The sequence below is a fragment of the Roseateles sp. NT4 genome, from assembly GCF_051857475.1.
Taxonomy (GTDB): domain Bacteria; phylum Pseudomonadota; class Gammaproteobacteria; order Burkholderiales; family Burkholderiaceae_C; genus Pelomonas.
Window position 1 is genome coordinate 176,860 of record NZ_JBPZGZ010000003.1, and the last position, 25,238, is coordinate 202,097.

Sequence of the window (25,238 nt, forward strand, 5' to 3'; positions counted from 1 at the left end):
CACCACCTGTTCCTCGCCCATGAAGCGTCGCCTCCTCGGAATCAGCCTGGCCTGCGCGGCCACCTTCGTGCATGCGGATGAAGCTGCCCCTGCCAAGCCGGACCTGCCGCTGTGGGAGCTGGGCCTGGCCGCCGGCACGCTGTCCCAGCAGGCCTACCCGGGTGCTGATCAGCAGGTCAGCCGCACGCTGGTGCTGCCCTATGTGGTCTACCGCGGCAAGGTGCTGAGGGCCGACAACGAGGGCGCGGGGCTGCGCGCGATCCGCACCGAGAGCTTCGAGCTGGACGTGTCGTTCGCGGGCTCGCTGAGCGCCGGCGGCAAGTCGCTGCGGGCGCGCGAGGGCATGGCGCGCCTGCCGTCGCTGGTTGAATTCGGGCCGGTGGCGCGCTGGTATCTGAACGGCCGCGACGCGGCCAACCGCCTGAGCTTCGAGGTGCCGGTGCGCGGCGTGTTCGAGGCCAGCGACCTGCGCCACCACCGTGGCATGAGCCTGGAGCCCGAGCTGTCGCTGGAGCGGCGCCAGCTGGCGGGCTGGAGCTATGGCGTCAGCGCCGGCCTGCTGTTCGGCGATCGCCGTCTCGGGTCGATGTACTACACCGTCGAGCCCGGCGAGGTCCTGCCGGATCGGCCGGCCTATGCGGCCCGCTCGGGTCTGATCGCATGGCGGCTCAAGGGCGGCGTGTCGCATCAGCTGACGCCCGATCTGCGGCTGTTTGCCATCGGCCGCATCGACAGCGTGGCGGGCGCGGCCAACCGCGCCAGCCCGCTGGTGCGCCAGACCACCGGTGCCACCGTCGGCATCGGCCTGACCTACACGCTGACGCGCTCGGCGGCGCGGGCCACGAGCGACTGAGTTTCAGAAGCCAAAAGAAAAGGGGCTGCTCGCGCAGCCCCTTTGTCATTCCAGCGAATGGATCGCCGGGCGAGGACTTACATGTCCATGCCACCCATACCACCCATGCCGCCCATGCCACCCGGCATGCCGCCGCCGGCGGCTTCTTCCTTGGGGGCCTCGGCAACCATGCACTCGGTCGTCAGCATCAGCGAAGCGACGGAGGCGGCGTTCTGCAGGGCAGTGCGCGTCACCTTGGTCGGGTCCAGGATGCCCATTTCGATCATGTCGCCATAGGTGTCGTTGGCGGCGTTGAAGCCGTAGTTGCCCTTGCCGGCCAGCACGGCGTTGACGACGACGGAGGCTTCGCCACCGGCGTTGTAGACGATCTCGCGCAGCGGGGCTTCGATGGCCTTCAGGACCAGCTTGATGCCGGCGTCTTGATCGGCGTTGTCGCCCTTGATCTCGCCAGCGGATTGCTTGGCACGCAGCAGGGCCACGCCGCCACCGGCGACGATGCCTTCTTCAACGGCGGCACGGGTGGCGTGCAGCGCGTCTTCCACGCGGGCCTTCTTTTCCTTCATCTCGACTTCGGTGGCAGCACCGACCTTGATGACGGCGACGCCGCCGGCCAGCTTGGCCACGCGCTCTTGCAGCTTCTCGCGGTCGTAGTCGCTGGTGGCTTCCTCGATCTGGATGCGCACTTGCTTGACGCGGGCTTCGATGTCGCCTGCAGCGCCGGCGCCGTCGATGATGGTGGTGTTTTCCTTGCCCACTTCGACGCGCTTGGCCTGGCCCAGGTCAGCCAGCGTGACCTTCTCGAGCGAGAGGCCGACTTCTTCGGCGATGACCTTGCCGCCCGTCAGGATGGCGATGTCTTCCAGCATGGCCTTGCGGCGGTCGCCGAAGCCAGGAGCCTTGACGGCGACAACCTTCAGGATGCCGCGGATGGTGTTGACCACCAGGGTCGCCAGGGCTTCGCCCTCGACTTCCTCGGCAATGATCAGCAGCGGACGGCCGGCCTTGGCGACGGCTTCCAGCGTGGGCAGCAGGTCGCGGATGTTGGACACCTTCTTGTCGTACAGCAGCACGAAGGGGTTGTCCAGGATCGCGGATTGCTTTTCCGGGTTGTTGATGAAGTAGGGCGACAGGTAGCCGCGGTCGAACTGCATGCCTTCGACGACGTCCAGCTCGTTGTTCAGGCTCTTGCCGTCTTCAACGGTGATGACGCCTTCCTTGCCAACCTTGTCCATCGCGTTGGCGATGATCTGGCCGACGTCGGCATCGCTGTTGGCGGAGATGGTGCCGACCTGGGCGATTTCCTTGGAGGTCGTGGTGGCCTTGGAGGCGGCCTTCAGCTGGGCGACCAGGGCTTGCACAGCCTTGTCGATGCCACGCTTCAGGTCCATCGGGTTCATGCCGGCGGCCACGTACTTCATGCCTTCGCGGACGATGGCTTGAGCCAGCACGGTGGCGGTGGTGGTGCCGTCACCGGCGTTGTCAGAAGTCTTGGAAGCGACTTCCTTGACCATCTGGGCGCCCATGTTCTGGAGCTTGTCCTTGAGCTCGATTTCCTTGGCCACGGACACGCCGTCCTTGGTCACGGTGGGAGCGCCGAAGGAGCGCTCGAGCACCACATTGCGGCCCTTGGGGCCCAGGGTCACCTTGACCGCATTGGCCAGGATGTTCACGCCTTCAACCATGCGGGCACGGGCCTCGCCGCCAAAGATCACGTCTTTTGCTGCCATTTGATTCTCCGGATACTTAAATTGGGGTCAGAGTCGAATTCTCTGAGTCAGTTGGGGACAGAGCTCGCGCTGCGCGCTTCGGTCTGTCCCGCAAGCCATTACTTCTGCACAACCGCGAAGAGGTCTTCTTCGCGCATGACCAGCAGTTCGTCGCCGTCGACCTTGACGGTCTGGCCGGAGTACTTGCCGAACAGGACGCGGTCGCCGACGACCACGTTCAGGGCCACGAACTCACCCTTGTCGTTGCGCTTGCCCGGGCCGACGGCCAGGACTTCGCCTTGATCCGGCTTCTCGGCGGCGTTGTCGGGGATGACGATGCCCGAGGCGGTCTTGGTTTCTTGCTCCAGACGGCGAACGATCACGCGATCGTGCAGGGGGCGCAGCTTCATGGAATCTCCTTGAGAGTTGGAACTGGAGCGGCCGTGACATCGCGGCGCGCTGAAAAAAGGGGCCCTGGAATCGGCCCGATTTCGTTAGCACTCGAATGCGTTGAGTGCTAGCAGACACGCATTATAGGGACGGAGGATGTCGATTCAAGTCCTGCCGCGCATGGCCTTTTTCTTGCCCCAGCTTGCCGGCGAAGGTCGGCCGACCGGGCTGAAAAGCCTCAAACCCCCAGCCGCAGCTGCCGCCGATCGGCCTTCCTGAGGCTGCGTGGCGAGCAGCCGAATTCGCGGCGGAAGGCCTTGTTGAAGTTGGACAGGTCGGCCCAGCCGGTGTCGTAGGCCACGTCGGTCACGGGTTGGCGGGTGTCGCGCAGCAGGCGCAGCGCATGCATCAGTCGCATGCGCATCAGGTACTGGTGCGGCGTCACGCCGATGGACTGGCGGAACACCCGCAGCAGATGGAAGGGGCTCAGGCCGGCGGCCTGGGCGACCTCATCCAGGTTGAGGGCCTCGGCGCTGCGCGCCTCGATGCATTGCGCCGCGGCACGGGCGCGCTCGTCCTGGCGCGGCATGGCGGCCGGGGCCTCGCCGTCCAGCAAGGCTCGGCGCACCTGGGCCACGATGGACAGCGCGGCCTCTTCCAGTGCAAAACCCTCGCCGGCATCGGCGTCCAGTGCGCGGAAGAGTCCGGCCACGCGGGGCGAGGGCGGCAGGCAGGCCCGCTCAAAGCGGGTTCTGGCGCCGCCCTGCCCCAGGGCTTCGAGGCTGTCGTCCAGCAATTCCGCCGACAGGGACAGTACCGTGCAGTCATCGCCCGTGCCATCGCTTTCCTCGTGGGAGCAGGCATAGCCGTCGCCGGTATTGCCCAGCATCAGCCAGCCGGGGCTGAGCACGGCGCCGCCGGCGCGGGTGCGGTAGGTGAACTGGCCGCGGTCCACCAGCGTGATCGAGAAGGCCGCGTGTTCCTCGTCCTGGGCACGGTCGTGCGCACCGGCACGGCACTGGCAGTGCATCAGCTTCAGGCCGCTGCCGCGCTGCCTCGGCAGGTAGGCGCGAGCCGCGGCCGGCAGGAGCGCAGGGGAGGTCATGGCGGCATCTTAGCGATGGGTGCATCGCAGTTTTTGCCAAGTTTTTTGATGCCCTGATGCCTAGTCTGCGCGGCATGCCAACCCTTTCGCCGGAGATCTCCATGACCGCTTCAGCAGCCTTGCTGCATCGCCTGCACCAGGGCCCCGCTCCCCTGGTCCTCGTCAACGCTTGGGACGCCGGCAGCGCGCGCCTGCTGGAGCAGGCCGGCAGCGCCGCCATCGCCACCAGCAGTGCCGGCATGGCCTGGTCGCTCGGCTATGCCGATGGCGAGCGCCTGCCGCGCGCCAAGCTGTTGGCCGCCGTGGCGCGCATCTGCCGCGTGGTGAGCGTGCCCGTCACCGTGGACATCGAGCGTGGCCAGGGCGCGACGACCGCCGAGGTGCTGGACTTCGCCCGGCAGCTGGCGGCCCTGGGCGTGGCCGGCCTCAATATCGAGGACGGGCTGGGCGCCGATGGCCTGCCGGTCGGTCCGCAGATCGCCTGCGAGCGCATCGCGGCGCTGCGCTCGCTCGGCCTCTTCATCAACGTTCGCACCGACGTCTTCCTCGCGCCTCTCACCGACGCTTTCGACGATGGGCTGCGCCGCGCGCGCCTGTATGCCGAGGCCGGCGCCGACGGCATCTTCGTGCCCGGCCTGGGCGATGTGGGGGGCCTGGCCCGTCTGGCCCGCGCCATCGACAAACCGCTGAACGCCTATGCCGGCTACCCCGGCGCGCCCAGCGTCGCGGCCCTGGCAGCCGTTGGGGTGCGCCGCGTCAGCCTGGGCTGCGCGCCGGCGCAGGCTGCCTACGGGCTGCTGGGCCGTATCGCCGCGCAGACGCTGCAGCAGGGGCGCGTCGATGAGCTGGCCGGCATGGCCGCGGTCGACGCGATGAATGGGTTGTTCTCATGAAGCGCCTGGTTCTCTGCCTGCTCGCCGCGCTGGCCCTGAACGCGCGGGCCGCCGACCATCTCGACACGCCCACCGTCATCGCCGACCCCGCAGCCGACATCGGTGATCTCTTGGCCTGGACCTCGGCCGACGGCAAGCGGTTGAACCTGGTCATGGACATCGTCGGCAAGCGCTTCTCCGACCAGGTGCAATACGTCTTCCATGTCGACAGCGGCGCACGGGTCGGCGCCACGGGGGCGAGCACAAGGCTGGTCTGCCAGTTCGATACGGCCGGCCTGGCCGAATGCTGGGCCGGTTCGCGCGATCGCTTGAAGGGCGACGTGGGCAGACCCAAGGGGCGCGTCAGCCGCGACGGACGCATGCGCGTCTTTGCCGGCCTGCGCGACGACCCCTACTTCAACAATGTGCGTGGCACCCGCAGCGCGCTGAACGCCGCGGGCGACGCGATCCGGGCCGGCCAGGCCCCGCAGGATGCCAGCGGCTTCCGGCGCTTCGACGCCGAGACGCTGAAGCGCATTCCTATGCTGTGGCAGCAAACCCAGGGTGGCCCGGCGCGCAATTTCCTGGCGGGCTGGACGACCTCGGCCCTGGTCGTGTCGGTGGATCTCGAACTGGTCAACGCCGGCGGCCCGCTGCTGGCGGTCTGGGGGCGAACCGAACGCCGCCAGGCCGTGCCGGCCGACCAGGGCATGCCGCCGCCCGGCCCACCCATCGACCGCATGGGGCGGGCCCTCACCGGCAACGCCCTGCTGGCCACCGTCGGCGAGGACGACATCGCCAACCTGCTGAAGGAGGCCTACAACCGCGCCGACCCGGCCGGCTGGCCCGGCTTCGCGACCGAGATAGCCCGCAACCTGGCGCTGTACGACAGCTTCGACGGCGTGGCGGGCAACCAGTGGCTGGCCGATGCCGCCGACGCCTCACCCAAGCGCTACCAGCGCCTGGCCGAGCTGCTGGCCGACGACCGCCTCTGGGTGGACAGCCGCCAGACACGCTGCCTGCATTACCTCGCTGTCGAGCGCAGCGCCTTCGGCCCGCCGCTCGCGGATTGCGGGGGGCGCACACCGCTGCAGAACGTCAACGCGGTCTTCCGCTCGCTGCTGATCCGCGGCACGCCCGATGTCGCCGACGACGGCGTCACCCAGGACGATCGCGAGCACTCCACCGTCGACTTCCCCTTCCTGTCCCCGCCATGAAATTCCTGTCCCTGATTGCCGCCGCCTGCCTGCTGGCTGGCTGCGCCACAACCGAGCCCCGTGCCACGACGGATGGCGCCATCGCCCTCGCCAATCTGGATCAGCAGATTCAGCAGCAGGGCGACGATCCCGCTGCGCTGGAGCTGTGGCTGCTGCGCCTGCAGTTCAGTGCCGACTACGCCCTGCTGGACCGCGCCGCTGCCATCGCGAAGACCGACGCCGACGGGCTGCGCCGCGCTCAGGCGTTGATGGCGGCTCACCGCTTCACGGCGGCCGGGGCCGAGCTCGAGGCGGCCCAGGCCACGCCGGCCCAGCGTGCGCCGTGGTGGGTGGCGACCGGGCGCGCCGCCCTGGCCTTGCCGAGCCTGCAGGCGGAAGCGGCGCGACGCTCCGGATTTGCCAGCCTCTGTGCCCTGGCCCGGGCCCAGGCTGCCTTGGGAGAACTGGAGGATGCAGACCGGTCCTACGCCCAGGCGCTGCAAGCGCTCGACACGACCCTGCCTTTCCCGGCCGCAACCATCGCCTTTGCACGCGGGCTGATGTGGGCGGAGCAGGGGGGCGATGCGGCGCGGGCCGCGACCTTCTACGCCGAGGCGCTGCGCCTGGTGCCTGCCTACGCGGCAGCAGGCATCCACCTGGCCGAGCTGGACATGGCCCGCGGCGACCTGGCGGCCGCGCAAGCCCGGCTGCTGCCCGTGGTCATCCACACCGACGAGCCCGAAGCCCTGGCCCTGCTCGGCGAATTGCATGCCCGCCAAGGCCAGGAGGCTCGCGGCCGGGATGAGATCGCCGGTGCGCGGCGCCGCTACGAAATGCTGTTGAGCCGCCACCCCGAGGCCTTTGCCGACCACGCGGCCGAGTTCTACCTCGGCCCCGGCCGCGACCCGCAGCGCGCCTGGACCTGGGCCCAGGCCAATCTGCAGGAACGCGCGACGCGGCGGGCCTATCTGCTGGCCATCCGCGCGGCCGAGGCCCTGGGGCGGACCGGCGAGGCCGAAGCCCTGCGCGGGCGCATGAATGCCGCTCACGCGCCGCGCGCGGCCTGAATATTTGGATGCGGGATGTCGATTCGAGCCCCCACCATCCGTCGTCCTGGTACACCCACCCAGCAGGCCACACCATGACCCCCACGATCACGGCATTTGAACGTTCACCCGACGGCGGCAAGGGGCTGGCGCGCGACACGCGCGTCCGCTGGGCCCTGGAGGAACTGGGCCAGGCCTACGAGGTCCGTCTCGTGTCCTTCGGCGCCATGAAGGAGCCGGCGCACATGGCGCTGCACCCTTTCGGCCAGATTCCGACCTTGCAGGAAGACGGGCTGGCGCTGTTCGAGACCGGCGCCATCGTGCTGCATCTCGCCCAGCAGCATCCGGGGCTGTTGCCGGAGGACACCCAGGCCCGTGCCAGGGCCGTCAGCTGGATGTTTGCCGCGCTGAGCACGGTGGAGCCGCCCATCCTGGAACTGACCATGGCCCGATTGTTCGAGCGCGACAAGCCCTGGCACGCCGAGCGCTTGCCGATCCTCGAGGCCCGGGTCCGCACGCGGCTGGAGCAGCTGTCGGCACGGCTGGGCGATGCCGAGTGGCTGGACGGGGCGTTCAGCGCCGGCGACCTCATGATGGTGCATGTGCTGCTCAGGCTGCGCTCCACGGGCCTGCTCGACGAGTTCCCGCGCCTGGCGGCCTATGTCGCGCGCGCCGAGGCGCGGCCCGCCTACCAGCGGGCCTTTGCCGCCCAGTTGGCGGTGAACACCCGGCCAGCCTGAAAAGAAGATGGGGCGGCCGGCCCGTTCCGGCCGACACACCCCATCCCTGGCTCAGGCGGCCAAGGCCGCCCGCGCCGGCACTTCGGCGTAATGGTCCAGCTGCATCGTGAACTGCGCGCGGCCCGAGCTGAGGGCGCGCAGATGGCCGATGTAGCCGAACATCTTCTCCAGCGGCACATGCGCCGTCACGACGACCGCGTTGCCGCGTGCATCCTGGCCTTGCACATGGCCGCGCCGGCGCAGCAGGTCACCAATGACGTCGCCCAGGGCCTCGGCCGGCGTGATGACTTCAACGGCCATCACCGGCTCCAGCACCACGGGCGAGGCCTTCAGTACCGCTTCGCGCAGCGCATGCGCCGCCGCCAGCTCGAAGGCCAGGGCCGACGAGTCGCGCACATGGGCGCTGCCGTCGACCAGCGTGGCCTCGAAGTCCACCAGCGGGTAGCCCGCGAACGGACCCGCTTGCGCAGCCTTGCGAATGCCCGCTTCGACCGCCGGGATGAACTCGCGCGGAATGGCGCCACCCACCACGGTGCTGGCGAAGCGGATGCCGCTGCCGCGAGCCAAGGGCGCCACGCGCAGCGTCAGCTCGGCGAACTGTCCGGGGCCGCCGCTTTGCTTGCGGTGCAGGTGATGGACCTCGGCCGCTGCCGCGATGGTCTCGCGGTAGGCGACCTGAGGACGGCCCACCTGCACTTCCACGCCGAAGCGTGAGCGCAGCTTTTCCACAGCGACTTCGAGCTGGAGCTCACCCATGCCGGACAACAGCGTCTGGCCCGAGTCGGCGTCCTGGCGCAGGCGCAGGGAAGGGTCCTCGCGGACGAGCACACCCAGGCCCTTGGCCAGGGCCGCGGTGCCTTCCTGATGGCGCGCTTCGATGGCAACGTCGATGACGGCCTCGGGCACGGCGATGCTTTCCAGCACCGGCGCATCCTTGGTGGCAGCCAGCGTGTGGCCGGTCAGCACGTCCTTCAAGCCGACGACGCCCGCGATGTCGCCCGCGACGAGTTCGTCGCGTTCGACGCGCTGGTCGGCATGGATCTCGTACAGCCGCGCCACGCGTTCTGCCTTGCCGGTGCTGGCGTTGAAGACCGTGTCGCCGCGCTTGAGCGTGCCGCTGTAGACGCGCACGAACACCATGGCGCCGTGGTCGTCGGCGGTCAGCTTGAAGGCCAGGGCCGACAGCGGACCGTGGGTATCCACCGCACCGGGTGCTTCACCGGGCGCGGGCAGATAGGCCAGCACGGCATCCAGCAGCGGCTCGACGCCGCGGTTGCGGAAGGCCGAGCCCGCCAGCACGGGTACGAGCTCGTTCGCGACGGTGGCGGCACGCAGGCCGGCGCGCAGGGTCTCGACCGACGGGCTCTCGCCGCGCAGCCAGGCGTCCAGCAGCGCGTCGTCGCGTTCGACCACGGCTTCGACCAGGCGCGCGCGGGCCGCCTGGGCGGCACTCATCAGCTCAGGAGGAATGTCGGCCACGCGCAGGGGCGCCTTGGCATCGTCGCGGTCCCAGATCAGGGCCTGCATGGCGAGCAGGTCCACGACGCCGCGGAACTCAGCCTCGGCGCCGATGGGCAGCTGCAGCGGCAGCACGCGCGCACCCAGACGCTCCTGCATCATCGAAACGACGCGCAGGAAGTCCGCACCGGTGCGGTCCAGCTTGTTGACGAAGGCGATGCGGGGCACGCGGTACTCGTCGGCGAGGCGCCAGTTGGTCTCGGTCTGGGGTTCGACGCCGGCCACGCCGTCGAAGACGACGACAGCACCGTCGAGCACGCGCAGCGAGCGCTTGACCTCGATGTTGAAGTCGATGTGCCCGGGCGTGTCGATCAGGTTGATCTGCGTGCCCTGCCAATGCACGGTCGTGGCCGCGCTGTGGATGGTGATGCCGCGTGCGCGTTCCTGGGGGTCGTAGTCCATGACGGTGTTGCCGTCGTTGACGTCGCCGATGCGATGGTTTTCGCCCGTGTAAAACAGGATGCGTTCGGTGGTCGTGGTCTTGCCGGCGTCGACGTGGGCGATGACGCCGATGTTGCGCAGGTTGCGAAGGTTGTTCGATTTCGAGTTCATGGTGGATTCCTGATGCGGTGACTGTTGCCAGCCCCCGGTGGAACCACCTGGCAGGGCTAGCGCAAAGGCAGGACGCCGAAGCGCAGACGCGACAAAGCCGCGCTCCGGCGCTCGGGAATCGTGGCGATCAGCTTGTCGAAGGTGCGGGTACGCATGGTTTGAACTCAGGGATCAGAAAAACAAAACCCCGGGAGGTGCGAGCCTGCCGGGGTTGCTGTTGGCTGAACCGGAAGGCTTTGCGCCTTCCGAACACGGTCGAAGACGCCTCAGGGAGTGATGCGGGCTTGGGCCGTGTGGTTGAGCTTCATGATGGGCGCAATTATCGATGCCTGGAAATGTCGGGTCTGTTGTGGGGCTTTCAAGCCCGCAGCAGCGGCGTGGCCGCCAGCTGGGCCGTCGTCGCGTTGCGGTAGGGGGCGCAAAGCTGCTCGACATAGGCCTGGTGGCTGGGCAGGCCGGCGACGGTGCGCGAGACCTTGGTGTGGATGTCGCCGAGGAAGTTGCTCAGCTCCTGCTTGCCCATCAGGTCGGCCACGGGGTGGTAGCTCTGGGGGATCAGCCCCTGGCCCATCATGACCTGGACCCAGGAATTCTCGGCGAACAGCTCATCACTGGGGCGGAAGACGCGCCCGCTCTCGCGGAACATCTCGATGCGGTGCTTGAGCGTGGCGGGCACTTCCATCGTGCGCACATGGTTCCACAGGCTGGAGTCGCTGCGCTCGGTGACGTGGTAATGCAGGATGATGAAGTCGCGGATGTGAATCAGCTCGCGCTCGCATTGCAGGTTGAACTCGGCCACGTCGGCGGGGTTGATGCCGCCGGTGGGGAAGAGCTGCATCAGGCGGATGGCGGTGCGCTGGATGAGGTGGATGCTGGTGGATTCCAGCGGTTCGATGAAGCCGCTGGCCAGGCCGACGGCAATGCAGTTGCGCTCCCAGACCTTGTGGCGCTGGCCGGGCGTGAACTTGAGGACGCGCGGCTGGATCAGCAGTTCGCCCTCGACGTTCTTCTTCAGCACCTCGGGCGCGTCGGCGTCGCTGAGTTCCTTGCTGCTGTAGACCAGGCCGTTGCCGACGCGGTGCTGCAGCGGGATGCGCCATTGCCAGCCGAAGGGGTGGCAGATGGAGCGCGTGTAGGGCCAGGCCTCGCGCACCGAGGCCGTCTGCACGGCGACGGCGCGGTCGCAGGGCAGCCAGTGCGACCAGTCCTCGTAGCCCACGCCCAGGGCCTCGCCGATCAGCATGGCGCGGAAACCCGTGCAGTCGATGAAGAGGTCGCCGTCGATGCGGGTGCCGTCCTGCATCTTCAGGGCGGTGATGTCGCCGTCCTTGCCCTGCGGGCCGTCCATCAGCACGGCCGCGATCTTGCCCTCGATGCGTTGCACGCCATAGCTCTCGCTCATGACGCGCAGGTATTTGGCGTAGCGGCCGGCGTCCAGGTGGTAGGCGTAGTTCAGGCCGCTGCGTGGCAAGTGGGCGAAGCGGTTGGCGTAGGCCGCCACCGTTTCCGGGTTGTAGTCGGTGTAGGTCTTGGCCAGGCCTTCGGCGCGGCCCTTGAGCCAGAAATGCTGGAAGCCGGCGCTCCAGTGGTCGTTGCCCGTGCTGCCGAAGGAGTGGAAGTAATCCTGGGCTATGTCCTTCCAGCCCTCGAAGGCGATGCCGAGCTTGAAGGTCGCGTTGGTCGCGGCCATGAACTCGGCCTCGTTGATGCCGAGCAGATTGTGGAAGGTGTGCAGCGCGGGGATGGTGGCCTCGCCGACGCCGACGGTGCCGATCTCCTCGGACTCGACCAGCTTGATGTCCAGGCGCTTGCCGAGCAGCTTGCTCATCAGCGCGGCCATCATCCAGCCGGCAGTGCCGCCACCGGCGATGACGACGCGGTTGAACGGTGAGGTGGAAGTGTTCATCTTTTCAACTGTGTCAAAAGTTGCGCGCGAGCCTGGCGCGACAGGGTGTCGTCGATGGGGCCGAGCAGGCCGCGGGCGGCCTCGGGGATGTGGGCCCAGGTCGTGTCGTCGGCGTCGAAGACGAAATGCTGGAAATGGTGCTGCCAGACGCGGCGCTCCTTCTCGGGCAGGTCGCGCAGCGTCATCAGGGCCAGGCGCAGCGTGGCCAGCGGCGAGTCGACGAAGTCGGGCGTCTGCCGCCACCAGGCGTTGATCAAGAGGTTGACCGGCTCCAGCCCCTCGATGTGGTGGAACCACATGCTGGGAATGAAGATGGCGTCGCCGGGGCCGAGCTCGGCCACCATGCCGGCCTCCAGCGCCTGGGCAAAACGCGGGAAGCGCTCGAAATCGGGTTGCTCGAAATCCACCAGGCTGACGGGCTGTCCGGCCGGCGTCGGGTCCAGCGGCCCCATGTAGAGGTTGGCGATCTGCTCGGGCGGGAAGACCGTGAAGCGGCGCCGGCCCGCGGCAACGACGGCGAGGTTGTCGGGCAGGTCGTAATGGGCAGCGATGCGGGTGCGGTTGCCCAGCCACAGGCTGATCAGGGCGTCGCGCTCGCCCAGGCCCATGGCGTTGACCTCCAGGAAGCCGGGCAGCACGGCGTCCACCGTCGTCGAGCCGACATAGAGGGCCGGTGGCTCGGGCGTTGCTGCCAGGCCCAGCAGGCCGCTGAGGACCTGGTCCAGCGTCGCGCTGTAGCGCGAGAAGTTGAAGCCGGTGAGGCTCTCGTCGGTGTAGAAGACGCGGCCGCGGGCTTCAGGGGCCAACTGGAAGAGGCCGATGCGCATGCCCTGGTAGAAGCCCATCAGATAGCGGGCCAGGGCCTCGTCGGACTGGCGTGCCGCCTGCACCACCGGCCAGTGGGCGAACCCGCCGCGCACGACATGGGGGCGGTCGCCGGTCAGCAATGCGGCCGGCAGCTTGTTCGGGTCGAAAGGCCCGTTCCAGTCCGGTACTGCTTGCATGTTCAGATCCGGCTGTGTCGCTCGACCAGGCCTTGCAGTTGCTGAAGCGACGCGATCTGCATGTACATGGGCAGCAGATGGCCTTCGCGCGCCAGCGTCTCCAGGGCTGCACCGGGCAGGGCGGCCAGGCGCTCCTCGTGGATGGTGAAGAGGCCTGAAAGGCGGCTGCCCGGTTCCCCGCTCGCCGTCTCGATGTCGATGACAAAGGGCTCCAGCAGCTGGTGGCGGGTCAGTGCGTCGATGAAGGCCGGCAGGTGCTGGGCCTGGGCGTGCAGATGCTCCATCAGCTGCACGACATGGTCGAGATAGTCGCTGAAGCCGCCGTGAGGCATGAAGAGGGCGGTGCCGACTTCGCCTTCCTCCGGCCGCACGATGCGTGGGCTGTCCATGTCGATGTGCAGCTGCAGGGTGTCGTCGGGAGCGCGGCCGATCATGAAGGGATCGCGCTGCAGGGCCATGGGCACGACGGGGGCATCCCAGTTGCCGTTCTTCAGGAACAGGTTCTGGCCCTCCTCCAGACCGAACAGGGCCACGGGCTGAAAACCGGCATTGGCGGCGTCGCCCTCCACGAGCTGGAAGACGATGGGGAAGTGGGCCTGCAGCTGGCGGAACTCGGCCGGCAGGGCCAGGGCCGACTGGCGGGCGTCGCCGAGGGCGGCAGAACGCTCGGTGCGGATGCGCAGATGGCGATGGGTGGCGTTGTCGAGCAGGGCGGGGCGGGTCATGTCTCGGTCTTGTGGATATGGGCGATCAGGCTGCGGTGGCTCGGCAGGGCGGGCACGAAGCGGCGGGCCTGGCGGGCGGCCTCGTCGAAGGCGGCCTGGGCAGCCTGTAGTTTGGCGGGGAGCAGTGGCTGGGCGTCAGGGCGGAAACCCATGCCGTACAGCACGTATTGATAGCTGGCCGACGGGAACACCTCGTCGATGCGGCCGAAGTCGTGGCGGGCCGGGGCGCGCAGCTGCCACTGCGGCAGCAGTTCGCGCAGGCGCTCGGGCCAGGTGGCCGGGTCGCGATGGGCACGCCAGTAGTCGCTGTCGTCGCGCTGGCTCAAGGCGTAGTGCAGCTTCAGGAAGTCGATGACGCGGGCCCAGCGGTAGGCGAAGTCGTCATTGAAGCGCCGCGCCACGGCGTCCATGCTGGCGCGGGTCATGGGCAGCTCGTCGCACAGCCTTTGGGCGGACAGCTCGACCATGGCCAGGGCCGAAGCCTCCAGCGGTTCGATGAAGCCGCTGGACAGGCCGATGGCGACGCAGTTGCGCACCCAGAACTGCTCGCGATAGCCGGGGTCGAAGCGGATGGAGCGCGGCGTGGGCCGTTCGGCGGGCGCGCCGGTGGCATCCAGGTAGGCCTGCAGCGCGGCCTGGGCCTCGTCCTCGCTGGCATGGGTGCGCGAGTAGACGCAGCCGACGCCGCGCCGCGATGGCAGGCCGATGTCCCAGATCCAGCCCTTGGCCCAGGCGGTGGCGATGGTGACCGAGGCCAGCGGCGCGTCGGCCTGGGCGTAGGGAACCTGAACGGGCAGGGCGGCGTCGTTGAAGAGGACGTCGCGCTCGCTCTTCAGCGCCACGCCGAAGTGCTGGCCGATGAGGCGGGAGGCCATGCCGGAGCAGTCGATGAAAAGGTCGGCAGCCAGTGAGCCGTGCTCGCGGGTCTGCAGGGCCGCGATGTCGCCGTTTTCATGGGTCAGCACGGCCTCGACATGGTCGATGACGTGGCGGACGCCGAGCTTCTCGATGGCGTGCTCGCGCAGCATCTGGCCGAACAGGCCGGCGTCGAAGTGATAGGCGTAGTTGGCGACGGCGCCGAAGTCGGGGGTCTGCACCTGCTTGGGTGCGCAGCCCGCCTCGCAGACCTGGACCGAGGGGCTGACGACGTCGGCGAAAGGGCGCTGGCCTAGCGTGGCCAGCCAGGCCTGCACGAGGTCGGCATCGCCGTAGCCGACGGGCAGCATGAAGGGGTGGTAGTAGCGGTCGCCCGCCGCGCCGGCGTCGCCGCGGGCCCAGCTGTCGAAGCGCGAGCCCTGCTTGAACGAGACCTGGCAGCGCCGGATGAAGTCGGGCTCGGACAGGCCGATCTTGCGCAGGGTGTCACGCATGGAGGGCCAGGTGCCCTCGCCGACGCCGATGGTCGGCACGTCGCTGGATTCGATGAGGGTGATCTTCAGGTCGGCGTGTTCGGCAGCCAGCAGACCGGCCACCAGCCAGCCCGCCGAGCCGCCGCCCAGCACCATCACCTCACGCAGTCTGTCGTTCACGATCTGGTTCCCAGAAGTAAAAAGGGCCGCTTGCGCGGCCTCGCCAAACGGCGAACAAGGACGGCGCCTCAGAGCGCAAGCACCGCCGAACCAGACTGTGCCTCACAAGGAAGAGCGGGCGAGTCCCGACTTTCCTTGAGGGCCGGCTGCGGCCGGCCCCGAGGCTTTCGCTTAGAACTTGTAGCGTGCGCCGATCATGACGCGACGGCCCAGCTGGGTGACGGCACCGACCTGGTTCTCGTTGCGCAGATGCGTACGGGTGTACTCGTCCGTCAGGTTGATGGCTTCGAACTGCAGGCGCAGATGCGAAGTGACGTTGTAGCCCACGCTCAGGTCAAGCTGGCCATAGGGCTCCACGTACAGGGGCTGAGCGCCGTCCGTGCCGCCGAAGTTGGCGGCCAGGAACTTGCCGCGCCAGTTGTAGGCCAGACGGGTCGTGAAGGTCTCGTTTTCGAAGAAACCGACCAGGTTGCCAGAGTCGCCCAGGCCGACCAGCACATCGGTCTGCGCGCCCGCCTTGTTGTTGTCGTAGTTGAGGTTGGAGCGCACCTTGGTGAAGTTGGCCGACACGCCGAAGCCGCTGTTGCCGAAGATGTGCTGGGCGTTCAGCTCGATGCCGTTGAGCTTGCTGGTGCGCTGGTTGTTGATGTAGGTCCCCAGCTTGAACATCAGCAGCGGATCGTTGGGCTGGGCGGTGATGGTGCCGAGCGAGGTGCCCGGCGTGCCGCTGACGCCCGGGGCGTTTGCGTAGTTCGTGAAGATGTACTGGCGGATGCAATTCGAATCGGTGCCGCAGCCGCCGACCGTCACAGCCTGGTTGTACATCGCGCTGCCGATCGGCGTGTGCAGGCCGAACAGGTTGACGTTGTCGATGACGGCTTCGTTGTAGTCCTTGATGGACTTGCGGAAGTAGCTCGCCGCGACATAGCTGCTCTTGGCGTAGTAGTGCTCGGCCGAGAAGTCGAGGTTGCTCGAGTGCAGCGGCTTCAGGTCGGGGTTGCCCACCGAGCCGGAGGCGCCGTCGACGCGGGCCAGCGGATCCAGCTTCTGTCCACCCTGGATGGCGTTCCAGCCCGGACGGCCGATGGTCTGGCCGTAGCTGACGCGCAGCTTGGTGTCCGGTGTCACATCCGTGCTCAAGTCGACGGACGGCAGGAAGTAGCCGTACTTGCCGCCACGCTCCGCAGAGCGGGTGCCGCTGAAGCTGATGGGCACTTCGTTGGCGGCCACCCAGGCCACGGACACGGGGATCTTCTCGATGGAGGGCGAGCTCACCTTGGTGTGCTCATAGCGGGCGCCGATGGCGGCCTCGAAAGGCACGCCCCATTCCCAGGCCAGGTTGTACTGACCGAAGACGGCGCGCGACTTTTCCGTCGTGCGGAAGTCGTCCTGCCAGTCGAAGGAGGCCTTCAGCAGCTGGTCCGAGCCCAGGGCCTTGATGGCTGCGGCGCGCAGGTCCTCGAAGTTGAAATAGAAGAAGTTGTTGAACAGGCGCGAGTCACCCGAGCCCGGGATGCGGCTGAAGTACTTGCTGATCGAGTCGGCGTGCCAGATGTCGTCGGGCATGGCGGCGGGGCCACCGGCGGCGTTGGCGCCCCAGGTGTCGCGCTGCACGTTGGCGAAGGCCGAGCGGTTCTTGACGTTGGTCAGCGACAGGCCGAAGTCCAGGCTGCTGTCTTCGTTGATCTTCCAGTTGCCCTTGGTCTGCACCTGGTCGACCTGGTTCTTCTGGTAGCTGTTGCCGAACACCGAGCCCTGCAGCTCCTGCTTGGTCGGATCCAGCGCGCCGCCCTTGATCATCAGGACCGGGAACTTGTTGCTGAAATCGACCGAGGTGTCGCCGCGGTTCAGCGAGGCCGTGGCCAGCGTGACCGAGGTGCCCAGCGGATCATCGGCACCCGAGGTGGCGGTGGAGTGGTGGGCGTCGATGTCGAAGCTCAGCGCATCGGCGGCCTTCCACTTGATGTTCAGGCCGATCTGCTGGTTCTTGTTCTTGGTCTGGATGCGCGACGCGCCCATGGCCACGTCGGAGTTGGTCATGTGCTCGCCGTAGATGATGGGCGAGGAGGGCGAGCCGGTCTGGTATTCGCCGAACTGGCCGCCGTAGTTGAACCAGGCGGAGATGTCGTTGCGGCGCTGGCGGAACTTCTGCTCCGACATGACGAAGTCCAGCGTGCCGAGCAGGTCCTTGGTGGGCTTGAACTGCATGACGAGCTGACCGTTCAGGCGCTCGCGATGCACGCCGGTGAACGAGTAGTTCAGGTTCTGCGGCACGCTGTAGATGGAGCCGATGGCCGGACGGTTCTTGATTTCCGTCGCTTGCGATGCGGGGGGCAGGCCGCCCCAGACGGCGTGCGTACCGCCCCAGTCGTTGTCCTGGATGCCGTCGAAGGTCTTCCAGCCGCTGCTGACGTTGGCTTGCGAGTAGCCGGAGTCACGCACCTGGTAGGTGCCCATCAGCGCGATGCCGAAGGTGCCGTCGTTGGTCTGCGTGCTGTAGATGCCGCTCAGCTCAGGCGTGGCGCTCTTGCCCTGCTCTTCGCCGGGCAGGCGGCGTGCGGACTGGTCGTTGACCAGCTTGACGCCGACCTGGGCGATGGTTTCCTTGGTGTCCAGCGGGCGCGGCGTGCGGATGTTGATGGTGGCACCCATGCCGCCGGTCGGGCTGCTGGCGCGGCTGGTCTTGTAGACCTCCAGGGCCGCGACGCCGTCGGCAGCGAGGTTGGAGAAGTCGAAGGAGCGCGAGCTGGGCGCGCTGCCGTCGATGCTGGAGGCCGGCATCTGGCGGCCGTTCAGCAGCACCAGGTTGAAGTCGGGGCCCATGCCGCGCACCGTGATGCGGGTGCCTTCGCCGTTGCTGCGGTCGATGGACACGCCGGAGATGCGGCTCAGCGATTCAGCCAGGTTGGTGTCGGGGAACTTGCCGATGTCTTCGGCCACGATGCCGTCGACCAGACCGGAAGACGAGCGCTTCAGGTTGACCGAGGTCTCCAGGGACTTGCGGATACCCGTGACGATGACCGTTTCCAGCTGCGTCGTGCTGGCCAGCGCCTGCGGCACCGAGGTGACCGGCGTGGGGCCGGCGTTGGGATTCCCGGGGCTTTGGGCCATCGCGGCGCCGGCAAACAGCAGGCCGCTGGCCGTGGCCAGGGTTGTGAGGCGAAGGGCAGGACGAGGCTGTCTCATTCACTTGTCTCCAGAGTTATGAATCTTGTCGAGTGATGCTCGATGACGAGCTGAAAGCGCTTTCAAGAATACGCGAATGGCAGCGCTTTCAACCTAGGCAACACCCTCGGTCTGCGGCTTGGCGGCAACGCAGATCGAGGCTGAGGTTGAACCACGCCGGAACTGGGTTCATGTGACCGCTCCCATAGGTTGCGGTGCACAAGAACGGCAGAGCTAGGGGTAGTTCTGGGTTGAAAAGCGATGACTCTTGGAAAGCAATGAAAGCGCTTTCAAATAATCATGCGTCGCGCCCCAAGGATCGGCCACATGGTTTACCCGAGCGGAACAACAGTCCGCCCCTCGCCCAGTCCGACCGCGCTGAACGCGGGTCGGCCTAGTCGGTCTTGCAGACCGCGCTGCGGACAGCGCCGCAGCTCTTCGGCAGGCACGCAGAGTCCACTGGACTCTGCGGGTCCGGCCTCAGCCCCCGAGGGGACGGCGATGCTTGCCGGATCGACCGGCAAGCACATCGCCCAACGCGGCCGGCTCGGGAGCGGCCCAGCGCTCGGCCGCAAATACCAATACAGCTAGCGCTGCATTCGGCGCGTGCTCTCGCGCACGACGAGCTCAGGCTCCGGTAGCTGGGCCTTGGGCTTGCCGCCGCGCAGCATCTCCAGCATGGCCGTGGCGGCCTCGACGCCGATCTCGTAGACCGACTGGCGCACCGTCGTCAGCGGCGGCATGGAGTAGCGCGCCATGATGAGGTCGTCGAATCCGACCAGGGAGACGTCGTCCGGCACACGCAGGTTGCGCCGGTGCAGGCCCAGGCAGGCGCCGATGGCCATCTGGTCGTTGGAGGCGAACAGGGCCGTGAAATGAGCGTCGCGCTCCAGCAGACGTGTTACCGACAGCATGCCGCCGGCTTCCGTGTAGTCGCTCTGCACGATGAGGCCCTGGTCGACCGGGATGCCGGCCGTGGCATGGGCGTCCAGGTAGCCGTTCTGGCGCTCGACGGCATCGTCGTGCATCAGGTCGCCGGCAATGAAGGCGATGCGGCGATGGCCTTGTTCGATCAGATGCTGGGTGGCCAGGCGGGCGCCGGCGCGGTTGTCGAAGCTGAAGCTGAACAGCTGGGGGCCGGACAGCTGGCGGCCGACGACGACGACGGGCAGGTTGTCGGAGACGCGCGTCAGCTCGGCATCCGAGATGCGGCCGGCCAGCACGATGACGCCATCGACGCGGCGCGACAGCAGGGTCTCGATCGCTTTCTTCTCGTCGTCCTCATGCCAGTTGCCGGACACGAACAGCGGCACATAGCCCGCCCGCTCGAGCTCGCGCTCGATGCCCAGCAAGGCTTCGCCGTAGAACGGGCTGGAGATGATCTGGGTGACGACGCCGACGCTCAACGTGCGCCCACCGGCCAGGCCACGCGCCACGGGGTTGGGCCGGAAGCCCAGCTCCTGGATGGCGGCCTGCACGGCGTCCTTCTTGGCCTGGCTGACGGCAGCGGTGCCGTTCAGGATGCGCGACACGGTGCTTGGCGACACACCGGCCAGCTCCGCCACCTGCTCGAGCGTGACGACGCCGTCGGGTCGGCTTGAAGGCGCTTTCTTGGCGGGAGTCTTGGCGTTCATCGGCAATGGCGAGGCGAAGCCGCGAGTGTAGGCGCGGCTGCGCGTGGGACTTGGCTGGCTGTTGTTCTTCTCGTCCGCGGCCGTAGTGCAAGAACGCGGGCCGAGCGACGGGCCGCTCCCTAGCCGGCCCGCTCTGGTGATGTGCTCGCGGCTCAATGCCGCGAGCATCACCGTCCCCCAGGGGGACCGACCAGACTCGCCGCGTTCAGCGAGCGAGACTGGGCAAGGGGCTCACAGTTTTGTGAACTTGATCCAGTTGATATTCCAGCCGCCTTGGGCCGCATACACGCCGACGTTGTAGGTGCCGGCATTGATGTTGACGGTGTGCGAGACCGTGGTCCAGTTCTGCCAGCCGCCGGTGCCGGGCACGCCCACCTGGCCGAGCTGGATGCTGCCGGCGTTCAGGTCCAGCGACAGCGTGCCGCCGGCGTTGGCGCTGGCGACGCGGTACTCGACGCGGTAGCTGCCGCTGGTGGGGAAGGTCACGCTGTTGTAGGCCATCCAGTCGCCGGTGTCGATGTAGCCGACGTTCTGGCCGCCTTCCGAACAAGCCTCGTTCTGCACGCCGGCCATGGCGTTGAAGGACTCGGCTTCGATCTGGCGCGACCAGGCCGCGGTGACCTTGGAGACGATGATGGACGTGGCCTTGTCGTTGAAGGCCTGGTCGACCAGGCAGCCGGTGTCGCCGGTGCGGGTCACGCTGGCGCCGGTGAAGTTGTCGCCGTCGAACAGCTGCACCTGGTAGCCGGCGTTGACGCGCAGCGACGAGAGGTCGTTGTCACGGATGCCGCGCGACTGCAGTTGGGCCAGGGTGTAGCTGCCTTCGGGCAGGGCGGCCGCGTAGCCGGCGTAGTTGCAGTCCTGGTAGACCGTGGCCACGCCGCTGCCGGCCGGGGCGTAGACGCGCACATAGTCCACATACATCTTGGCGGGCAGGGCGGCGGTGTTGACGTTGAAGCCCGGCCAGTTGCCGCCGACGGCGAAGTTCAGCAGCAGGAAGAAGTCCTTCTGGAATTCATCGGTGCCGTTGACGCCGTTGGCGATGTTGGCCTCGTGGTACTTGGTGCCGTCCACATACCAGCGGATGGCATTGGTGTCCCACTCCACGGCGTAGACATGCCAGTCGGTCACGCTGGTGGCGAGGTTGCCGCCGTACTGGGCGTACTGGCCGTTGTTGTCCTGCCAGTGGATGGTGCCGTAGACCTTCTGCTCGTCGTTGATGTGCTCCATGATGTCGATCTCGCCGGAGGCCGGCCAGCCGACCTGGGGCAGGTTGGCGCCCAGCATCCAGAACGCCGGCCAGGCGCCAAGGAAGGCCGGCAGCTTCATGCGGGCTTCGATGCGGCCGAACTTGAAGGTCTTGAGCCCCTGGGTCTTCATGCGCGCCGAGGTGTAGGCGGCGCCGCCGAAGTCCTCGCGCTTGGCCGTGATGACCAGTGCGTTGTTCTCGATGGTGGCGTTCTCGCGGCGGTAGTACTGCAGCTCGTTGTTGCCCCAGCCGCCGGCGCCGGTCTCGAACACCCAGTTGGGTCCGATGCTGCCGTTGAACTCGTCGCTCCAGACGAGCTGCCATTGGGCGTGGGCCAGGCTGCTGGCCGCGGCCAGCAAGGCCGCAGCGATGTATCGCAAGAGGTTCATGGGATGTCTCCGAGGGTGGGTGGGAAAGTGCTCCGAGTACTTCGCTCAGAGCTTGGTGAACTTGATCCAGTTCAGATTCCAGCCGGCTGCCGGTGCGTAGACGCCGACGTTGTAGGTGCCCGCATTGATGGTCACGGTGTGGGAGACCGTGGTCCAGTTCTGCCAGCCGCCGGTGGCGGGGATGCTGACCTGGCCGAGCTGGATGGCGCCGGCGTTGAGGTCGAGGGACAGCTTGGCGCCGCTGACGCTGGCGACGCGGTACTCGACGCGGTAGCTGCCGCTGGTCGGGAAGTTGATGTTGGCGTAGGCCATCCAGTCGCCGGTGTCGATCCAGCCGACGTTGAGGCCGCCCTCGCTGCAGGCCTCGGTCTGCACGCCGCTCTGGTTGCTGAAGTTCTCGGCCTCGATCTGCTTGGACCATGCCGTGGCGGTCTTGGAAACGATGAGCGAGGTGGCGCGATCGTTGAAGGCCTGGTCGACCAGGCAGCCGGTGTCGGCGGTGCGGGTCACGCTGGTGCCGCTGAAGTTGTCGCCGTCGAACAGCTGCACCTGGTAGCCGGCGTTCACGCGCAGCGAGGACAGGTCGTTGTCGCGCACGCCGCGCGACTGCAGCTGGCTGAGCGTGTAGCTGCCCTCGGGCAGCGGCGCCGAGTAGCCGCCGTAGTTGCAATCCTGGTAGACGGTCGCCACGCCGGTGGGCGGCGGGTTGCTGCCGATCTCGGCACGCACGGCCGCCAGCAGGCTGTTGGCGCCGGTGCCGTCCTGCGACAGCTCCCAGATCATCACGCCCGAGCCCTGTTGCATCGCCAGCCGTGTCTTGGCCTTGATGGTGGGGATGCCGTTGTAGGTGATGTAGGCGCAGCTCGCGCACAGCGTGCCGATCAGATCGGTCTGGGCCGCGGCCGCGCCGAACTGGTTGACGATGTCGGCGAAGCCGTAGTTGGCCGCATAGCCGTTGAAGCCATAGCCATAGAAGGGCAGGCCCAGCACCAGCTTCTCTTTGCTGAGGCCACGCGCCTGCCAGGTCGCGATATGGCTCTGGGCCATCGAATAGGTCGAGTGCTCGGTGCCCACCGTGCCCCAGCCGGGCCCGACCGCGTCATAGGCCATCAGCGTGACGAAGTCGAAGGAGGCCAGCGACGACACCGGCACCATGCCGCCCTCGTAGGTGGCTGTGGCGGCCGTGACCAGCTTGCCTGGCAGGGCGCTGCGCAGGGCCTGGATGAAGGGCGTGTAGTTGCCGGCGTTGTCGATGGCCGTCAGCAGCGTGCCTTCGATGTCGACGTCGACGCCGTCCAGGCCGAAGGTGTTGACGAACTGCGCCAGGTTGTTGACGACGGTGGCGCGGCTGCCGGACTGCAGCAGGGCCTGCCAGTTGCCGGCGCAGCTCGGGATGACACCGCCCGCCAGCGACACCAGCACCTTGGCGCCGGCCGCATGGGCCTTCTGCACCACATAGCTGATGTCGGCACCTGTGGCGGCTTCCATGCAGGCCGGGTTGCCGCCGTTGAGGAAGCTGCCGCCCGGCGCCGGGTTGGCGAAGGCGAGGTTGATGTGGGTGAGCTTGGTCAGGTCCGTGCGGTCAGCGACGGCGCGCAGGCCCTTGTACGAAGGGATGTAGCCGACGACCTTGCTCTGGGCGAAGGCGGTGCCGGCCAGCCCGAAGGCGAGCAGCGCGGCGAGGGGACGAAGCAATCTCATGGAAGTCTCCAGGGTTGAGGTGCTCACCGCCGATTTACCGCGCCGACTGAAAGCGCTTTCAAGATTAAGCGGACGAGCACCGAAACGGCAACACAGGCGTGTGCCAGAACTCAGGGACGGGTGGACCCCAGGAGGGGTTTCACTGAACGTATTCGGGCCGAGCGCCGGGCCGCCCCTAGCCGGCCCGCGAAGGCGATGTGCTTGCGGCTCAATGCCGCGAGCATCGTCGTCCCCTCGGGGGACCGACTAGGCTGGCCCGCATTCAGCCGGGCCAGACTAGGCGAGGGGCTTCAGGGAAGGGCGTTCAGGGCGTTCTTGACGCCGTTCGAGAACGACTGCCCATCCTTCTTATCCCAGTTGATGGACCAGGTCATGACGCCACGCAGACTCGGATAGGCCACCGGCGGCTTGATGGCGCCGCACTGGGTCAGCTTGGTCAGGCAGTTCAGCGCCGCCGTGATGGTGGCGACGCTGGCCTGGCCCGAATTGGCCGACGACGGGCCCGACGGCAGGCCGAAGGCGACCTGGTCGGGGCGGATGCCGCGGAAGACATAGGACCCCGTGCCGTTGTTGGTCGTGAAGCCTTCGATCAGCATGCGGCTGGCGGCCACCAGCATGTCGGTGCTGCCCTCGGCCAGGCCCTGCGTGGAGTAGGGCGTGTAGACGGCACCGTTGTTGTAGTACTGGACATGCAGCACCGACAGCTCGTCGCGCAGGCCGTCGATGATGGGCAGGTAGGCGCCCCAGATGCCGCTGCTGGCCACGTAGCCGCCCTGTACATACGGGTGCTCCGGCGCCATGGACAGATAGAAGCTGCTGCCGATGCGGGCCTTGAGCTGCTTCACCGCGGTGACCAGGTTGGTCTGCACGGCCGCACCCCAGGACACGCCGGCACCGCTTTCCAGGTCGATGTCGATGCCGTCGAAGCCGTACTTGCGCAGGATGGCTTCGACGCTGTTGACGAAGTTCGTCACCTGCATCGAGTTGTTCAACGTCACCGTGCCGTTCTGGCCGCCGAAGGACAGCACCACCTTCTTGCCCTTGGCGCGGGCCGCGGCGATGTCGGCGATGAAGCGCGCTTCGCCGCCCGAACCGCCGTCGAGGTTGAAGGTGATGGCGCCGTTGCCGCCGTCGTCGGCGAAGGCCACGACGATGACGTCATAGGCCGCCGGCACATCGCTGATCGGGAAGGTCGGGCCCGACGGGTTGGTGAAGTTGTGCCAGTAGCCGATCAACTGGTGCTTGCCGGCCGGCGCGGGAGCCGGGCTGGGTGACGGCGAAGGTGCAGGCGTTGGCGCTGGCGTGGGGGCCGGAGTCGGCGCGGGTGTGGGAGCAGGCGCGGGTGCGGGCGACGGTGCCGGACTGGGGGCGCCGCTGCAGTTGCCCTGCGAGGTCCAGGGCTGGCCGCTGCCGGTGGGGCCGTTGTTGGTGGCGGGGTCATTGCCCTGCGTCCACCAGTTGGCCTTGTAGTTGGTCGTGCCCTTACTGGCGATGGCACCGCCGTTGTAGGCGGTGGCTGCAACCCACACAGGCGCGCAGTTGCCGCTCGGTGCCGGAGCGGGGCTGGGTGCGGGCGTCGGAGCGGGCGCGGGGGCCGGGGTGGGAGCAGGCGCCGGTGCAGGCGTGGGCGCCGGCGTCGGGGCGGGCGAAGGCGCCGGGCCGGAAGCCGCACCGAGGTCGGTCCACAGCGACGCGTTGGTCGGGTTCCAGCCGGTGCTGGCGTAGTCGGTCTGGTTGACCAGGGCCTTGTAGTTGTGGCCGTTGTAGCTCACGACCGTGCCGGCCGTGTAGTAGGTGTCGGCCTTCCAGGCGGGGTAGGTTTGGGCGAATACGGGGGCGCTGAAGGCCAGCGCACCGGCGAGCAGCCACGGCGTGGCCGCGCGCGGCAGGGGTGGGCGCGAGATCATGGAGTGTTCTCCGTGAGAGGGATGGAAAAACGGAAGAGGCCGCCGCCCGGC

General features: G+C 67.8%; 18 protein-coding genes. 5 read left to right on the forward strand and 13 right to left on the reverse strand.

The annotated features are described in order from the left end of the window. Positions 1-19: 19 nt before the first annotated feature. The gene (locus ACS5PN_RS19710) at positions 20-853 is read left to right on the forward strand and encodes a MipA/OmpV family protein (protein WP_439465718.1); all 834 of its coding nucleotides are present in this window, start codon (positions 20-22) and stop codon (positions 851-853) included. A 77-nt stretch (positions 854-930) separates the two neighbouring features. On the opposite strand, the gene groL is transcribed toward ACS5PN_RS19710, so the two are convergent. The 3 genes from groL to ACS5PN_RS19725 all read right to left on the reverse strand — a co-directional run bounded on the left by groL (position 931) and on the right by ACS5PN_RS19725 (position 4,054). After that, entirely contained in the window at positions 931-2,580 is a 1,650-nt protein-coding gene (gene groL / locus ACS5PN_RS19715) for a chaperonin GroEL (protein ID WP_439465719.1), read from the reverse strand. 98 nt (positions 2,581-2,678) lie between these two features. After that, positions 2,679-2,969: a co-chaperone GroES gene (locus ACS5PN_RS19720; protein WP_056202831.1), complete on the reverse strand. Its 291-nt coding sequence runs from the start codon at positions 2,967-2,969 to the stop codon at positions 2,679-2,681. 218 nt (positions 2,970-3,187) lie between these two features. Continuing rightward, positions 3,188-4,054 (reverse strand): helix-turn-helix domain-containing protein, encoded by an 867-nt coding sequence (locus ACS5PN_RS19725; RefSeq protein ID WP_439465720.1) that lies wholly within the window; start codon positions 4,052-4,054, stop codon positions 3,188-3,190. Positions 4,055-4,155: 101 nt separating this feature from the next. Between ACS5PN_RS19725 and ACS5PN_RS19730 the strand changes: the two genes are divergently transcribed. The 4 genes from ACS5PN_RS19730 (at position 4,156) to ACS5PN_RS19745 (ending at position 7,908) form a co-directional block, all read left to right on the forward strand. After that, a complete protein-coding gene (locus ACS5PN_RS19730) occupies positions 4,156-4,947 on the forward strand; it encodes an isocitrate lyase/PEP mutase family protein (protein WP_439465721.1) in 792 nt (263 codons plus the stop codon). Further along, complete coding sequence (locus ACS5PN_RS19735) at positions 4,944-6,143, forward strand: hypothetical protein (protein ID WP_439465722.1); 1,200 nt, start codon at positions 4,944-4,946, stop codon at positions 6,141-6,143. Before ACS5PN_RS19730 ends, ACS5PN_RS19735 begins: the two co-directional genes overlap by 4 nt. Then, on the forward strand, positions 6,140-7,189 hold the full coding sequence (locus ACS5PN_RS19740) for a hypothetical protein (RefSeq protein WP_439465723.1): 1,050 nt from the start codon (positions 6,140-6,142) through the stop codon (positions 7,187-7,189). Before ACS5PN_RS19735 ends, ACS5PN_RS19740 begins: the two co-directional genes overlap by 4 nt. A 74-nt stretch (positions 7,190-7,263) precedes the next feature. Continuing rightward, the gene (locus ACS5PN_RS19745; protein ID WP_439465724.1) at positions 7,264-7,908 is read left to right on the forward strand and encodes a glutathione S-transferase family protein; all 645 of its coding nucleotides are present in this window, start codon (positions 7,264-7,266) and stop codon (positions 7,906-7,908) included. Positions 7,909-7,959: 51 nt separating this feature from the next. Here ACS5PN_RS19745 and fusA read toward each other — a convergent pair whose 3' ends face one another. The 10 genes from fusA to ACS5PN_RS19795 form a co-directional block, all read right to left on the reverse strand. After that, the gene (gene fusA / locus ACS5PN_RS19750; RefSeq protein WP_439465725.1) at positions 7,960-9,978 is read right to left on the reverse strand and encodes an elongation factor G; all 2,019 of its coding nucleotides are present in this window, start codon (positions 9,976-9,978) and stop codon (positions 7,960-7,962) included. Between the two features lie 358 nt (positions 9,979-10,336). Continuing rightward, positions 10,337-11,884 (reverse strand): tryptophan halogenase family protein, encoded by a 1,548-nt coding sequence (locus tag ACS5PN_RS19755; RefSeq protein ID WP_439465726.1) that lies wholly within the window; start codon positions 11,882-11,884, stop codon positions 10,337-10,339. Continuing rightward, a complete protein-coding gene (locus ACS5PN_RS19760; protein ID WP_439465727.1) occupies positions 11,881-12,888 on the reverse strand; it encodes a cupin-like domain-containing protein in 1,008 nt (335 codons plus the stop codon). The genes ACS5PN_RS19755 and ACS5PN_RS19760 overlap by 4 nt, the downstream gene beginning before the upstream one ends. Positions 12,889-12,890: 2 nt before the next feature. Beyond that, entirely contained in the window at positions 12,891-13,613 is a 723-nt protein-coding gene (locus ACS5PN_RS19765; protein WP_439465728.1) for a SapC family protein, read from the reverse strand. Continuing rightward, complete coding sequence (locus ACS5PN_RS19770) at positions 13,610-15,142, reverse strand: tryptophan halogenase family protein (RefSeq protein ID WP_439465729.1); 1,533 nt, start codon at positions 15,140-15,142, stop codon at positions 13,610-13,612. The genes ACS5PN_RS19765 and ACS5PN_RS19770 overlap by 4 nt, the downstream gene beginning before the upstream one ends. A 171-nt stretch (positions 15,143-15,313) precedes the next feature. Further along, positions 15,314-18,328, reverse strand: a complete 3,015-nt coding sequence (locus tag ACS5PN_RS19775; RefSeq protein ID WP_439465730.1) for a TonB-dependent receptor — start codon at positions 18,326-18,328, stop codon at positions 15,314-15,316. A gap of 566 nt (positions 18,329-18,894) precedes the next feature. After that, positions 18,895-19,941, reverse strand: a complete 1,047-nt coding sequence (locus ACS5PN_RS19780; RefSeq protein ID WP_439465731.1) for a LacI family DNA-binding transcriptional regulator — start codon at positions 19,939-19,941, stop codon at positions 18,895-18,897. Between the two features lie 231 nt (positions 19,942-20,172). Beyond that, positions 20,173-21,579, reverse strand: a complete 1,407-nt coding sequence (locus tag ACS5PN_RS19785; RefSeq protein WP_439465732.1) for a carbohydrate-binding protein — start codon at positions 21,577-21,579, stop codon at positions 20,173-20,175. A gap of 45 nt (positions 21,580-21,624) precedes the next feature. Next, on the reverse strand, positions 21,625-23,280 hold the full coding sequence (locus ACS5PN_RS19790) for a carbohydrate-binding protein (protein ID WP_439465733.1): 1,656 nt from the start codon (positions 23,278-23,280) through the stop codon (positions 21,625-21,627). Positions 23,281-23,570: 290 nt separating this feature from the next. After that, positions 23,571-25,187: a chitinase gene (locus ACS5PN_RS19795; RefSeq protein WP_439465734.1), complete on the reverse strand. Its 1,617-nt coding sequence runs from the start codon at positions 25,185-25,187 to the stop codon at positions 23,571-23,573. Positions 25,188-25,238 lie beyond the last annotated feature (51 nt).